A 15,361-nucleotide genomic window follows, 5' to 3' on the forward strand; every position below is an offset into this window, starting at 1 on the left:
GATCCCATGCTTTCAGTCCGCCTTCGGCACCTGCACCGCCGTCAGCACCCCGTCGCCCAGATGCAGGTAGGCACGCCCTGGCCGGGCGGCCTGCCCGACGATCCCCCGTGGGATCCGCATCCCGATCAGCTCCCCGTCGGTGATGCTCTGCGGTGCGATCAACAGTCCAGCCCGGTTGCGTTTGAGCTGGGTCAGCCAGCCGGCCAGGCCGAGACTGAGCGCCTCGGCGTTGCCCGCGACCACCAGGCCCCACCCGTTGCCTGCCGCACCCCGGGCCAGGGTGTTGAGGTCTCCGTCGACGTCCGACTGGGCGAGCAGTTCGGCGTCGTCGACGACCACTGTCCCGGTGTCCTCCGGAATGCTCTTGAGCAGATCCCGGAAGTCCATCGCGGCGATGCCCGCGTCGGTCACCACCGCGGCCACCCCGGGCTGCCCGGCCAGGTCACGCAGTGGCGAGCGCCGCGGCGCCACCACGAGCAGCCCGGTGCCGTTGGCCAGCAGAGTCCGTGCCACCGACAGCAGCGCGGTGCTCCGGCCGGAACGCGGTGGCCCGCCGATCGCAAAGGTCGGAATGTCGGCGAGGTCCGGGCCGAGCGGGACGACCTCGTCGCCGCCGACCCCGACGATCGCCGTCAGGGCGCGGCCCGGCTCCGACAGCATCCGGCGCACCTCGGCGTACCCGATCAGGTCGGGCAACGCGGCGAACCGGCGCGGCCGGGCGGTCCCCGGGACCGTGGCGTCCCGCACGGTGAGCTGTCTGGCGATGTCGGTCAGTGCTGCTGCCTGTCCCTGCCCACTGAGGTCCGGACCGAGGACCGCGATCTGCGCCTCCGCGTGGTCGGCCAGCCGGATCGCCCGGCCCGGCGCCTGCTCCGGGGGTACGTCGCGCAGGTTGAGACCCAGCAGGGAGTAGTCGCTGCGGTCGTTGAGGCGCAACACCAACTTCTCCTCGGTGGCGCCGGCGAACCGGCCCGAACCGAGCACCTCGTCGCCGGCCAGCACGACGTGGACACCGACGCCGGCACCGTCACGCAGCAGCCGGGTCAGCCGTTCCAGATAGCTGCCGTTGTCGTACGTCGCGAAGTCCCGCTCGAACACCTCGAAACGATCGACGAGCAGCACCACGTGTGGCAGTCGCCGATCGGCGGGGGCGTTGCGCCGCTGCTCCGCCAGATCCGCGACGCCCTGCTCACCGAACCGGGCCTGCCGTCTGGTCAACTCGCTGTTCAGCCAGGTCAGCAGGCGATCGAGGCGCTCGGTCTGTAGCCGGTCCACCACCGCGCCGCAGTGCGGCAACCCGACCAGCGGCAGCAGCGCACCGTTGCCGCAGTCGACGGCGTACAGGTGCAGGTCGGCGCTGGAGTGCCGGGCGGTCAGCGCGACCGCCAGGGTGCGCAGCGCCTGCGAACGGCCGCTGCGGCCGGATCCGATGAAGAACACGTGCCCGGTGCGGTCGGTGTCGAACAGCAGCGGCTCGCGGCTCTGCGAAGCGGGCAGATCGACGATGCCGTAGGCGACCGCGCCCAGGTCGCCCGGGATCGTGGCCGGTGGCGGCTGAGGGAGATCCGCCCACTGTGCCACCTCGGTGAGCGCCGGCAGCCACGGGCTCGGCTGCCGCGGCACCCCGAGCCTGTCGGTCGCCGCGACGACAGCCGCGACGAGTTCCCGCAGGTCGGTGTCGGCCGGTCCACCAGGGGTGGCAGTCGACGAGCGGCGGGCCGGAACCGGGTCGCCCAGCCGGGACCAGTGCACGTGGGTGACCTCGACGCGCACCTCGTCGGCCCGGTCCCCCAGCACCGGCCGTCTGCCGCCGATGCGGCCAGCCTGGAACGGCAGCAGCGCGGCGTACCCCAGCCGGGCGTACGCCCGACCAGGCGTGCGCGGCGACAGTTCACCCGCGTCGGGCGCGTCGATGATGTCCCGGCTCTCGCCCTGGTCGGTGGTGCGCAGGGCGATCCGCAGGTTCGTGTTCGCCCGGATGTCCGGGGTCACCGCTCCGGACGGCCGCTGCGTGGCCAGGACCAGGTGGATCCCAAGGGATCTGCCGCGCTGCGCGATGTTGACCAGACCGATGACGAAGTCCGGCAACTCGCGCACCATCGACGCGAACTCGTCGATCACCAGCACCAGCCGCGGCATCGCGGGCATGCTCGCGTCCCGGGCTCGGCGTTCCTGGTACCGGATGATGTCGGAGGCGCCGGCCGCAGCCAGCACGTGCTCGCGACGGCGCAACTCCGCGCCGAGCGAGGTGAGCGCCCGCTCGACCAGGTGGGTGTCCAGGTCGGTCACCATGCCGACGGTGTGCGGCAGCTGTTCACACTCGGCGAAGGCACTACCCCCCTTGTAGTCGACCAGCACGAAGGTCATCTCGTCCGGCCGGTTCGCCACCGCCAGCGTGGCCACCAGGGTCTGCAACAGCTCCGACTTGCCGGCGCCGGTGGTTCCCGCGATCAGGGCGTGCGGGCCGTCGCGTACCAGGTCGATCGCGAACCGGCCGTCCAACCCGACGCCGAGCACCGCTTCGGTGCTGGCCGGCCGGACCGCCCAACCCGCCGCGATCCTGTCCGGCGTCGGCGGCTCCAGGTCGAGGATGTCGAGCAGCCGTGCCGACGGCGGCAGCACCGCCTCGTCGCCGTCGCCGGACACCCCCAGCGGCGCCATCCGCCGGGCCGCCCGCTCGTACCATCCGGCGTCCGGTTCGTCGGCGCGAATGCCGGCGACCAGCGACGTCTTGGCGGTCCGCAGCGACGCGCCGTCCGCGCCGGACACCACCACCGCCCGGCACTCCTCGGGCAGCAGCCGTTCCTCCGGCTCCAGGCACATCACGTAGACACCGACGGCGGGACCGTCCCGCAACAGCGGGACCGCGCCCGGCATCGACCGCAACCGCCGCGCACCGTCGAACACCACCAGGATGTCGGGATCGCCGGCTGCACCGCCCCGTTCCGCCCCGCTCGCCCGGTCACCGGCCGACCGTGCCGCGATCACCCGGTTGAGTTCGGCGATGCGTCGCGACACCGACTCGGCGCTGGTGCCGATCCGGACGTACGCCTCCTCGCCGTCGGCCCGGGTATGGGGAAGCCAGCGCAGCCACGACCAGCGGTGCTCACCGGCGGCATCGGTGAGCACACAGATGCGCAGATCGTCGGGGCTGTGCAGCACGGCTGCCTGCGCCACCAGCCAGGGAGCCAGCCGGGCCAGGCGGTCTCCGGCCACCCCGACCACGCCGCTGTCGCGCACATCCACGGCCACCGGCACCTGGCCCAGCTCGGGCACCGTGATTCGGCGGTGCTCGTCCAGCGCCGGATCCTCCACCCGCACCCCCGACGGCATCGAACAGGTACCGACCCGCAGGGCGAGAAAATCGTCGTCACGCCAGCGCCGCTCCCACAGTCGTTCACCTGGAAGGGTCGCGATCCGGCCGGTCAACGCCGGGTCCGGGTAGGCGTACCGGCGGGCCCGCTGCTCCTCCAGCACCGCCTCGTCGATGTCGGCACGGACCCGGAGAAGCTTCTCCTCGTACTCCTGCATCCGCTCGGCGTAGCTCTGCCTACCGCGCCGCTTGGCACCGAACTGGGTCAGCAGCGCAGCGAGCGGAGAGACCAGCGCGAGGAAGATGAACCGCCAGTTGCCCGTCGCGAGAATGCCCACCAGCGCGCCGATCGCCGGGGCCAGCAGCAACGTCACCAGGCCGATCGGGCTCTTGTCGGATTCGGTCGGTGCGGCGGGCAGCCGGAACTGCCCGCCCATGATCTTCGGGAAGAACCGCGGCGGACGGTTGAACTCCCAGGTGAACCCGTCCGCCGTACGGGTCAGCGGGGCGCGTACCGGCACGCCGGTGGCCAGTTCCAGCAGGACGCCGCCGACCGCCAGTTGACGGCCAGCCGGCCACTCGGCGGTGCCGTCCAGGGCAACGCCATCCAACTCGACAGCCGTTACCGCGGTCACCGCCACCGTACGGTCCACGGTGACCAGCAGCCGAGCGGCGACCGGCGGCACATCACCGGCAAGGCGTACCCGGCACGTGGGCGCGCTGCCCACCTCGTACTCCCCGGGGGGAAGGAGCACGATCCCACCGGCTCCCGGGCCGCCCACCAGGCGCACCTCCACCGCGCCCGCCCGGCCGGCGATCGGCCGGGCCGGACGATTCAGGCCCAACTCGGCACCGGCGCCCAGCCGCGCTGCGGCAAGCGAGAGTCCCGGGTCCAGGGGTTGGGCACCGTGGAACAGCGTGCCGGGACGGCCGCCGACGGCGTCGGCCAGCTCCGCGGCGAACGTCCCCACCGAGGTACCCGGCTCCGCCTCTACGACCAGCGGCTCCGCCGCAGGTGAGGCGTCGGAGACCAGACTGACGTTGAGCCGCATCTCGACCCTCCTCCTTTCCTCTCAAGCGGACACGCCCAGCGCTTGCGCACGCCGGGCGTGTCCGATTCGTTTGAAACGGCGGTCAGCCGAGACGCGAGCCGAGGTCCTGGTCGGTGGAGGCGAATGCCTCACCGACCGAACGGACGTAGTTGCCGATGCCCTGCAAGCCCTGGTTCACCTGGTCGAATCCCTTGGCGAACTCGTCGAAGAACGGCTGGAACTTCTGCTGGGCGGCCGGGGTGCGGTAGCCCTGCGCGAGCAGGTTCTGCACCTTTCCGCGTACCTCGACCAGCTTGTCCTGAAGCTGGGAGAAGTCGTTCAGCAGCGCCGCCGAGGTCTGGGCGGTCTCTTCACTGTTGACCGCGAAATCGGGCATGGTGACACTCCTTGATCTCTTGAACAGCCACCGGCAGGCCGCCGGCCGGTTCTTACCTGCGGAACTTCCTGGTGATGCCGGTGTCGTGCTCGGACGTTGACGCGCCCGTGGCGGCGTCAGCTGCGCCCAACACGAATCCCGCCTGCACAGCCGCCTCGACCACCGCGTCGGTCGGCGGATCCTCGGCTTCCTCGTTCTCGATGGCGGCCGATGCCGCGTCGCGTGCACCGCTGGAGACGATCCCCGTCACCGCCTCGCCCGCACGCTCCTCGACGGACTTCTCACCGGCCGGCTCCTCGTCGACCTTGCGAGCGTCCGGTGCGTCCTCGCCGTTCGGGGGCGCGTCCGGCTGCACCGGGCCGGCACCTACCGGTTCAGCCGCCGGTTTGGCCGCCGGTTTGGCCGCCGGTTCGGTGACCGCCGCGGGCTGATCCGTTCCTGGCGGTCGCGTCGGCGCAGGAGCAGCGGTGGCCGGATCGGCACCGCCCGTCCCACCGCCGGCAGCGGGTGCGCCGCTGGTCACCGGTGCTGGAGCCGGCTGCGGTGGAGCAGCAGCAGTCGGTGCCGGGACGTTGCCGGCAGAGCCGTCGCCGCCGGAAGCAGACGACGGTGCCGGGCTACTGGCCGGTGGGTCGATGGAGGTGGATGCACCCGGCGGCCCGCCACCCGCGGAGACGGGTTCGGTGGCCGATGCGCGGCCCCCGCTGGGAATGTCACCGGCGGGCGCACCGTCACCGCCACGCGCGGTGTTCGCCCCCGACAAGCCCTCGGTGCCACCACCAGGAGGAAGATCGAAATCCGGATCGCCGGTGAAGCCCTTCCGGAAGCCGTCGGCGAGACCTCCGGCGGCGGCACCCGCCGCCGCACCGCCGAAAATCGAGGCGGCGTTGAAGTCTGCGTCGTTGGCCTTCCCGAGCTTGTTGAGGCCGATGGTTGCGACCTCCTCCACCACGCCCTTACCGAAATCGGTCACCACCTGGTTGCCGAAGCCACCACCGCGGCCACCGAACCGGAGCAGGCCACTGATGACGGTGTTGTTCCGGCCGAACTGGCCGAATGCCGCGGCTCCGCTGCCGGCCGTCTTCACCAGGCCAGGCGCTACCGCTTTCGCACCTCGCACGAACGGACCGAAAAGCTTCGCTCCGGGCACGAGAGCCACCAGGCCCACCACGAGCGTGCCCAACTCGAAGTTTCCGTTCGCAGCCTGAACCGCCACCGTCACCACGAGGGCTACCGCGGCGAGCACGATGCCGACCACCGGCAGCAGCACCCCGACGACGGCGATCGCGACGTCGATGATCAAGCGGAGGATTGGGTTGTTCCGGAAGAAGTCGCCGATGCGCTGGAAGAAGTTGCGCCGCGGCGGTGGCTTGATGGCCTTCGAGGCGGCGTCGTCGAGCGCCCGATTGCATCGCGCGGACGCGGCCTCCCGCAGTCGGCGGGCGTCGGCGGCCAGTCGTTGCGCGGCCGAGAGCTGGTCCCGTGCGCCGTCGATCTCGTTGGCCGCCGACCGCGCCGCCGCCTCCTGCCCCGGTGTGGCGTCGACGGCCACTCGCGGCACGGCAAGCCGTACCACCTGCACGGCCTCGGTCGCCTGATCCATCGCGGTGTCGATGCGGGTCTGCTGCTCGCGCAGCGCCCGGCTGTAGATGCGGTACGCCTGTGCCGCCGTGTCGAAGGAGTCGACCGCCTGCTGCAGCTTGCGTGGCAGGCTGTCGAGCATGTCCCGCAGCTTCTCCATCGATTCGCCGCGCGCTCTCGACAATGATCCGCCCCGCCCGAGGACCCGCACGCCGGTCTGGGCGTCGTCCCGGATCTCCTCGTAGAAGCGGGCCAGCTGATCGATCTGATCCGGGTCCCCGGGGGTCGGATCCCGGTCCATGCCGAGGATGCTGAATCCGGAGGTGTGCCGCCGGCTCATGAAGGGGTGCCCGGACCGGACGAAGCCGCCGACGCCAGCTCGGCCCGCAATGCCCGGACGGCATAGTGAGCCCGGGATTTGACGGTTCCCGGCGGTATGCCGATGGATCTCGCGGCCTCGGTCACCGTACTGCGGCGGTAGTAGAGCTCGAAGATCACGTCACGGTGCTCCGCGGTCAGCCGGCGTAGGGCCGGCATGAGGGCGGCACTGGCCACGACCGCATCGGCATGGTCCGGAACGGGCTGCTGGATGCTGTCCCAGACCTCACTCCCCACCGGCTGCGACCGTCGTCCACGCAGCTGGTCCACGGCGGCGTTGTGCGCGACCGTGTACAGCCAACTCCTGATCGAGCCCTCCCGGCCGACGAGCCTCCGCCGGTGACGCCACGCCCGCAGCAGGGTCTCCTGATAGACGTCCTCGGCGATGCTCTGGTTGCGGGTCAGACGGAGCAGGTACGCGCGAACGGAGGCGCCATTCTGTGCCACCAGGTCGGCATAGAACTGCTCGGCCGTCGCTGACTGGGCCGGGGCACGCATCACACCAGGTGACCGTCGTCCGACCCGGCCCGCCGTGTCACAGCTGTTCCGGATGGTCTCTCCGGATCTCTTTTTCCAGGCTCGCCGGCCCTGTCCCTGCAGACCGCCCTGACCCATGCCAACGGCATCGGCGGTGCTATGACCCGTGGTCACCGCGGAAGCTCTCCCTCTGCTCCGGGGCCGCCGGTGCGGACCCGGTTCAGAGCCTGCGGGAACAGCCGGGCCAAACCTTTTCGATTGTCTGAGGACTTTCTGAGGACACCGGAAGGATGCCCCGACGGGTCCGCGAGGTCGCCCCAGCGCCAACAGGTCGCCCACGTGCCGCGGCAGGGGTCACCACACGACCCGTGGCGGTTCTTCACCGGTTTCGCTCGACCTGAGGGGCCGCGGAACGCGCAGGGGCATGGTCAACGGAGCCGCCGATTGCGAAACTGCTTCAATCTGTGTCAGCGCGACCATCAGGGCGCCCGACGGATCAGGTAACCATGCGTGCCGGCCAGGCAACAACACGTGCCCGGCTGGTGGGCCGGACCACTACCCGAGGCAGGCTCGACATCGGCACGACCCGGACGGAGGACGGATTGTCCAGCACACCGCTGTCCCTGCCGAAGCCGTCCGAGCGGGCGCCCGAGTTCGGCCGGGACGCGCTCATCGTCTGCGAGAACCTGGTGCGGATCTACCAGACCGGTTCGATCGAGGTGCAGGCACTACAGGGACTGGACCTGACCGTGGAGAGCGGCGAGCTGGTCGCCGTCGTCGGTGCCTCCGGGTCGGGCAAGTCGACGCTGCTCTCCATCCTGGCCGGCGTCGACGCTCCCACCGCCGGGCGGGTCCGGGTCGACAGGTGGAATCTGCTGGCGATGTCCCGAGCGGACCGGGTGAACTACCGGCGGCACACCGTCGGGTTCGTCCGGCAGCAGACCGCGAGCAATCTGATCCCCTACCTGACCGCGCGGGAGATGGTGGACCTGCCGATGACGGCGGCGCGTACCGCGAAGGTGGAGCGCCGGGAGCGCGCCGCCGAGCTGCTCGACAGCCTCGGTGTCGCCGACTGCGCCGATCGGCGTCCCGGGCAACTCTCCGGAGGGCAGCAGATGCGGGTCGCGATCGCCGTGGCGCTGGCCAACCAGCCGCGGGTTCTGCTCGCCGACGAGCCGACCGGCGAGCTGGACGCCGCCACGTCCGCGGAGGTCTTCGCTGTGCTGCGGGAGGTCAACCGGCGCTACGGCGTCACCGTTGTCGTGGTCACCCACGATCCGGAGGTCAGCGGCCAGGTCGAACGGACCGTCGCGATCCGGGACGGGCGCACCAGCAGCGAGGTGCTGCGCCGCACCACCACCGACGCGCGCGGCGACACGCACACGATCGCCGAGGAGTACGCGGTGATGGACCGGGCCGGGCGGGTGCAGGTGCCCCGCGACTTCCGCCAGGCGCTGGCGCTGACCCGACGGGTCCGGCTGGCCCTGGAACCGGACCACATCACGATCCGCCCCGACGCGGGGAACGGCGAATGAGTGGCGAGCCGCTGCTGCGTGTGCGTGGCGTGCACCGGCGCTTCCGTACCGGGCCGACCGTCGTACACGCCCTGCGCGGCGTGTCGTTCGACGTGGCCGCCGGTTCCATGGTGGCGCTCGTCGGGCGGTCCGGCTCGGGCAAGACCACCCTGCTCAACACCATCGGTGGCCTGGATCGCCCGGACGCCGGCACCGTGCACGTCGACGGAACCGACGTGACCGCGCTCGACGAGGACGGCCTGTCGCGGCTGCGGCGCGAGAAGGTGTCGTACGTCTTCCAGAGCTTCGGGTTGATCCCGGTGCTGTCGGCTGCGGAGAACGTCGCCGCCCCGTTGCGGCTGGCCCGCGTCGCCCCGGCCGAGCGCGAGCGGCGGGTCGAGTTGCTGCTGGAACTGGTCGGCCTGGCCGACCACGCCCGGCAGCGGCCGGCCGAGCTGTCCGGTGGCCAGCAGCAGCGGGTGGCGATCGCCCGCGCGCTGGCCGCCTCGCCCCGGCTCCTGATCGCCGACGAGCCCACCGGGCAACTGGACGCTGAGACCGGGCTGTCGGTGATGGCTCTGCTGCGCGGGGTGGTCGAGTCCGAAGGCGTCACCGCACTCGTGTCCACCCACGATCCGGTGATGATGGCACTGGCCGACCGGGTTATCCGCATCCACGACGGGCACCTCGACGAGGGGACAGCCGGGCGACCTGACGAGCCCGTGTCGGATGCCAGGTGACGCGACGATGCTGAGGCTGGTCACCCGGCGCGCCCGCGTGCAGTGGCCGTTGCTGGCGGCCCTCATCGGGGTCGTCACGGTCGGCGCGACCCTGCTGGGCACCTGCACCCTGCTGAGCACTCGCACCGCCGAGCGGGCGCTGGAGGTCGCCATGGCCCGCGCCGCTCCCGTCGCCGTCGACGTGACCGTCTACACCGGCACCGTCGAGGGCCCGGACGCGCTCTCCGTCGCCGCCGACACCCGCACCGTGGTGGCTGCCGCGCTGGCACCGTTCCCGGTGACCACAACCGCGCGGGCGTCGACAGTGCTGCGGGCGCTGCCGCCCACGATCGCCCCGGGCACCACCGTCCCGCCCCAGGCGTACCTGTCGGGACTGGACGACCTGTCGACCCGAGCCGACCTGGTCACCGGGCGCTGGCCGCAAGAGCGTGGTGACGCTGTGGTGTTGGAGTCCACCGCCCAGTTGCTCGGCCTCACTCCCGGTAGCCGGGTACGCCTCGGCGCCGAGCTGGCCCACGCGCCCGTCCCGGCCATCGACCTGACCGTCGTCGGTGTGGTCCGCCCGTTGCCGGGGCGCGGCTGGGACCGAGACCCGCTGGCCGCGACCGGCTCCGCCATCGGGCACCAGGACGGCCGCTTCCGGCAGCCGGTCAACGCCTACGGCCCGTTCCTCGTCGACCTCGCCGATCTGGTCGCCACCGGTGCCACAGTCGACCGGATGGAGGTCACCGCCCACCCGGACCTGTCCCAAGCCAACCGTCGCGACCTGGCGGCCGTGGCCAGGGCCGTCCGCAGTGCCGACCGCCGGCTGGCCGCCACCCTCGGCGACCGCGTCCGGCTCGCACGGGTCGCCTCCGACCTGCCGCTGACCCTGCGGTCCGCCGACGACCAACGGCACGTCACCGCCGCCGTCGTGTTCGCCATCGCCGTTCTCGGCGGTGTCCTGGCCGCGACGGCACTCGTCCTCGCGGGCCGGCTGACCGCACGGGTACGCGCCGACGAGACCGCCCTGCGGTCCGCCATCGGCACCAGTAGCCGCCAACTCGCCGCCACCGCGATGCTCGAAGCCGGGCTCGTCGCCGCCGTCGCCGCCGCGCTCGCGATACCAGCCTCGTCGGCCCTGCACGCCGGCCTGACCCGGCTGCCGCCGCTGGACGGTGCCGGCCTGACCGTCCGGCCGGACATCACCGGTACCCAGGTCCTCGCGGTGACCGGCGGCGCGCTGGTACTCGCCGCCGTACTCACCGTCCTGGCGGTCCGGCCCGGTCCGGCAGCCGACGACCGACGCACCCGCCGCGAGCTGCTGGCCCGGTCCGGCGCCGATCTGATGCTCACGGTGTTCGCCGCCGTCGCCTGGTGGCAGCTGTACGCGCAGCCCACCGCCGCCGACCCACGCGTCGACGCGGTCCGGGTACTCGCGCCGGCGCTGCTGCTCACCGCAGGCGCCGCCCTGGCGTTGCGGGTGGTACTGCCCGCCCTGCGCGGCGCCGACCGGCTGGCGTACCGCGTCCGTGGGCTGGCACTTCCGCTGGCGGTCGCCGAGGCCGCCCGTCGACCGCAGGCGGTCGCCGTCGGACTGCTCGTCGGGCTGGCCTGCGCGGCCGGAACCTTCGGCCTCGCCTTCGACGCCACGTGGCACCAGTCGCAGCGTGATCAGGCCGCGCTTTCCGTCGGCACCGACCTGGCACTCACCCTCGGTACGGCGCCGGTGGCCGGAGAGGGCGCGGTCGTCGGCGCGGCCACCGAAGGGACGGTCAGTCCGGCCCTCGACCGTGGTACCGCCGTCGGTCAGTGGCTCGGCACCGCCGGCGATACGCCGCGCCTGGTCGCCGTCGACACCACCCGCGCCGACGCGCTGTTGCGCGGGCGGCTCGACCGCGACCGTACGTGGTCGGACGTGGCGGCGAGGCTCGCCCCACCGACCCGGGTCACCGGCGTCCCGGTTCCGGTTGATTCCCCCCTCGTGATGAGCGGAACCGCGACCGGCGAGACCTCGCTCGTCGTGACGCCACGGCTGCTGCTGCAGGACGCCACCGGCCTGCGTACACCCTGCACCGGTCCCCCCGTGCCGCTCGACGGCCGGAAGCACCGGCTGCCCGGGTGCGCGAGCGCCGACGGACTGCGCCTCGTCGCGGTGTCCCTGCCGGTCGAGGCCGGGCCGGATGCCGGGTTCCCGGTCGGCGGTCGCACCACCATCGACGTCACCCTGACCGTGCCGCGACTCGGATCGGCTGACGGATCGGACTGGACCGCCACGTCCGTGCAGACGGTCCCGAGCACGTTGCGCGACCCGACCGTGGGACTTTCCGCCACGCCGACGGGAACGGCGCTCCGGATGGCGGCCTCCATCGACCTCGGGGGCATCGCCTACACCGCGCCAAACCTCGTCGCCACCGCCTTCCCGGACCCCGGACCGGTGCCGGTCGCCGTCTCCGCCCGCTTCGCCAGCGAGGTCGGTGCCAGCGGCGGCAGCCGGCTCAGCGTCACGGTCGGCACCACGCCCGTGCCGATCGTCGTCGCCGAGATCGTGCCGACCGTGCCGTCCGCCCCCGGCGCCGTCGCCGTCCTGGCCGACCTGGACACGCTCTCCAGGGCCCGCGCCGTCGCCGGCGACCTGACGTTCCCGGTCGACGCCTGGTGGGTCGGCCACCCAGCCGGTCCCGGTGCCGCCGAGCGGGCCACCGCCCTGCACCTGGGCACCGTCACGACCCGCGAGGCGGAGACCGCCCGGCTCACCGGCGGCCCGCTGCACGCGGGGCTGCCGGCCGCGCTCCGGCTCGTCGTCCCGGCTGCGGCCCTGCTGCTGCTCGCCGGCATCGTCCTGCACGTCACCTGTGATCTCCAGGTCCGCGCCGTCGAGGTGGCGCGGCTGCGCGGTCTCGGAATGTCCCGGCGCGACATCCGGGCCGTGCTGCTCGGCCAGCATGCCGGAGTGCTGCTGCCGCTGCTCGCAGCGGGCGCGGCCGTCGGCGCGCTCGCCACCCGCGTCGTCGCTCCCCTGCTCGTACGCTCCGACACCGGTGCCGCGCCAGTCCCGGCCGTCCAGCCACACTGGCCATGGCCGGCCGAGGCCGCGCTGCTCGCCGCGCTGCTGGCCGGATGCCTGCTGGCGGTCGCCGCCGTGGTCGTCGTCCAGGTCCGCCGGGCCGACGCCGCGCACCTGCGGGTGACGCCGTGAACGGTTGGTTGACCCGGCGGTGGCCGGCGCCGCACTGGCCCAGCGTCCGTGGGCGTGGCCGTGCCGACGCCGGACCGCTGCTGCTCACCGCCGCGGTCATCGCGGCCGTCGCGCTGCTCGCCGGGGCCGTGCCGGCGCTGCTGCGTGCCGCCGCCGACGACGCCGTCCAGGACACGGTCCGCCGCGCCAGCCACGCCTCGAACGTGCTCGTGCACGCCAATTGGGAACGCGACGACGGCCCGACCGGCGGGCGGATCCGGATATCCCGCCTCGCCGAGGACGTCGACGACTTCCGCGCCCGGGCAGCGTACGCCCTCGGGCCCGACCTGGACGCCGCGCTGCTCCCGCCCACCGCCGTTGTCAGCGGCCCGATCCTGCGCATCACCGGTGGCAGCGTGCCGCGTACCTTCCAACTCACCTACCTGGCCGACGACGTCGGCGGCCCGGAGGTGACCTGGATCGCCGGCAGCGCGCCCGGCCCCGCCATCCCCGAACCGTCCATCGAGGTTCCCTACAACGGACCGCCCTGGCCGGTGCAGGTCGGCCTCTCCGAGGACGACGCCGCCGCCCTCGACCTCGGCCCCGGCGATCGAATCCCGGTGCAGGACGGACAGAGGCGCGACAAGGACGTCCGGATCAGTGGGATCTACCGACCCGCGGACAGCAGCGACCCTGCCTGGCGACTCGCCCCGGCGCTGCTGCGCCCCGTGCCCGGCGCCGACGGCGTGGGCACGACCCGGTTCGCAGGTCTGCTGTCGCGTGAGTCGCTGCCGGACGCCCGGCTCGCCTTCGACGAGGACGAACTGCGGCGCAGCGTCCACTTCGCCCCCGAACCCGACGCGCTCACCTGGGACGCCTCCGCGGCGCTGGCCAGCCAGATGGTCAGGCTCAAGGCGGCGTCGGGCTCATCAGGCGTCCGTGACCAGTCCCTGAAGTGGGAATCACAGCTCGACACCGTCCTGCGCGACGCCCGCACCCAGATCAGCGCCGCTTACGCACAGGCCGCCGTCCTGCTCGCCGGAGTCCTGACCGCCACGGTGCTGGTCCTGCTGCTCGCCGCCGATCTGCTGGTCCGCCGCCGTACCCCGGCGCTGACCGCCGCCCGGCAGCGTGGGGCGGCGCTGCCCGACCTCGGTGCGGAACTGATCATCGAGTCCACCGTGGTGTCCCTGTCGGCCGCCGCCGTCGGGCTCGCGCTCGCCCGTGTGGCCGCTCCGGGCGTCTCCTGGACCTGGACCGTTCCCGTGGTGCTGGCCGGTGCTGTCGCCGGGCCGACGTTCGGCACCCTCGCCGCCGCCCGCGCCAGCCGCGACCGGCGCCAACCCGCCAACCCGGCCGCCCGGCGCTGGATCCTGGCCACCGGTCAGCTGCGCCGCGCCGCCGTGGAGGCCGCCGTGCTGATCGCCGCGGTCGCCGCCTTCGTCACCCTGCACCAGCGCGGGCTGCGGCCTGTCGCCGCCGACGGCGACTCCGGCGAGCTGACCGGCGACCTGGTTCTACCGGTCAGCGCCGTCGCTCTGGGCGTGCTCACCGGCGCGCTCGTCCTGCTACGGCTGCTGCCTGTCGGAGCACGGTTCGTGCTCCGACAGGCCCTGCGCTCGCGCCGCCCGCTGGCTGTGTTCGGTGCCGCCCGGGCGGCCACGACGGCCGGACGCGCGCTACCGCTGCTGGTTCTGGTCAGCGCCACGGCGCTCGCCTCGTTCGCGCTTGTCGTCGGCGGGACCGTCGCCCGCGGCCTGGCCGACGGCGCGTGGAACACCGTCGGCGCCGACGCCCGCCTCGACGTCGACGCCGAGGCCGCGACGCCCACCGTCGCCGAGCGCATCGCCGCCGCACCCGACGTGGGACAGGTCGTCGTCGCACAGGTGACCGATTCGGCGCGCATCTTCACCGAGTCGACACTGCTCACCCCGCGCCTGGTAATCGTGGACGCCGCCGCGTTCCAGCGTTTGCTGGCCACCACCCCGCTGCCCGACGCGCCGGCGCTCGCCCGGCTCACGGCACCCGGTCCTGGCCCCGAAGACGTCCCGGCGCTGGTCCTGTCGAGCGACGGCGAGCTGCCGACCGGCACGCGGCTGCAGCTGACCCGGGAGGACGCCCCGGCGATCCGGCTCGCGGTGGTCGGTACCGCTCCCTCCGTCGGCGGTGCCAGCGACGTCGTCATCGTGGACGCCACTGCCCTGGCCGAGGCGGGGTTGCCCGCCGTTCCCAACACCGTCTGGGTCACCGGCCCCGGCGCGGCGCAGGCCGTGTCGAACAGCGATATCGCCGCCGACGTCGTGCTGCGCGCGGACGTCCAGCGGGCGCAGCGAGTGGCTCCGCTGACCGCAGGGATACTGCGGCTGGCGTGGACGGCCGCCGCGGTGTTGCTGGCGCTGGGGTTGCTCGGCCTCACGCTCGCCACCGCCGCGGGTGCGTCGGAGCGGTGGCAGACCCTGACCCGGCTGCGAACCCTCGGGCTACGGCCACGCGACGCCCGCTGGGTCGCCGCCGGAGAGCTGCTGCCGCCGGTCGTGGTCACCGCGATCTGCGGCCCGCTGTTCGGCGCCCTGCTCGCCCGCCTGACGCTCGGTCCGCTTGAGCTGCGGCTGCTAACCGGTCAAGCCACCGACCCGGCTGCGATGTTGCCGTGGTGGCTGCTCGGTCTGGTGAGCGTGACGCTGCTGGCGGCGGTCGCGGCGGTCGTACCTGTCGAGTCGGCGCTGCGGCGACGCGACCGGCTGAGCGAGGTACTCCGCGCCGGCGAGTAACC

At 73.1% G+C, this 15,361-nt stretch carries 8 protein-coding genes; 4 read left to right on the plus strand and 4 right to left on the minus strand.

Translation table 11 applies throughout. The features are described 5' to 3' along the window. Nucleotides 1–12 precede the first annotated feature (12 nt). The 4 genes from Vse01_RS03790 to Vse01_RS03805 form a co-directional block, all read right to left on the minus strand. Complete coding sequence (locus tag Vse01_RS03790) at nt 13–4,365, minus strand: FtsK/SpoIIIE domain-containing protein (RefSeq protein ID WP_093402534.1); 4,353 nt, start codon at nt 4,363–4,365, stop codon at nt 13–15. Between the two features lie 82 nt (nt 4,366–4,447). Beyond that, on the minus strand, nt 4,448–4,741 hold the full coding sequence (locus Vse01_RS03795; RefSeq protein ID WP_093402533.1) for a WXG100 family type VII secretion target: 294 nt from the start codon (nt 4,739–4,741) through the stop codon (nt 4,448–4,450). A gap of 52 nt (nt 4,742–4,793) precedes the next feature. Then, a complete protein-coding gene (locus Vse01_RS03800) occupies nt 4,794–6,662 on the minus strand; it encodes a hypothetical protein (RefSeq protein WP_093402532.1) in 1,869 nt (622 codons plus the stop codon). Continuing rightward, on the minus strand, nt 6,659–7,198 hold the full coding sequence (locus Vse01_RS03805) for a sigma-70 family RNA polymerase sigma factor (RefSeq protein ID WP_093402531.1): 540 nt from the start codon (nt 7,196–7,198) through the stop codon (nt 6,659–6,661). The genes Vse01_RS03800 and Vse01_RS03805 overlap by 4 nt, the downstream gene beginning before the upstream one ends. Before the next feature lie 581 nt (nt 7,199–7,779). On the opposite strand from Vse01_RS03805, the gene Vse01_RS03810 reads away from it, so the two are divergent. The 4 genes from Vse01_RS03810 to Vse01_RS03825 are packed head-to-tail and all read left to right on the plus strand — an operon-like array spanning nt 7,780 to nt 15,359. Next, entirely contained in the window at nt 7,780–8,712 is a 933-nt protein-coding gene (locus tag Vse01_RS03810; RefSeq protein WP_093402798.1) for an ABC transporter ATP-binding protein, read from the plus strand. After that, complete coding sequence (locus Vse01_RS03815) at nt 8,709–9,431, plus strand: ABC transporter ATP-binding protein (protein WP_093402530.1); 723 nt, start codon at nt 8,709–8,711, stop codon at nt 9,429–9,431. Before Vse01_RS03810 ends, Vse01_RS03815 begins: the two co-directional genes overlap by 4 nt. Before the next feature lie 7 nt (nt 9,432–9,438). Continuing rightward, the gene (locus Vse01_RS03820; protein WP_093402529.1) at nt 9,439–12,609 is read left to right on the plus strand and encodes an FtsX-like permease family protein; all 3,171 of its coding nucleotides are present in this window, start codon (nt 9,439–9,441) and stop codon (nt 12,607–12,609) included. Continuing rightward, complete coding sequence (locus tag Vse01_RS03825) at nt 12,606–15,359, plus strand: FtsX-like permease family protein (protein WP_093402528.1); 2,754 nt, start codon at nt 12,606–12,608, stop codon at nt 15,357–15,359. The genes Vse01_RS03820 and Vse01_RS03825 overlap by 4 nt, the downstream gene beginning before the upstream one ends. Nucleotides 15,360–15,361 lie beyond the last annotated feature (2 nt).

Source organism: Micromonospora sediminimaris, from assembly GCF_016863575.1.
Taxonomy (GTDB): domain Bacteria; phylum Actinomycetota; class Actinomycetes; order Mycobacteriales; family Micromonosporaceae; genus Micromonospora; species Micromonospora sediminimaris.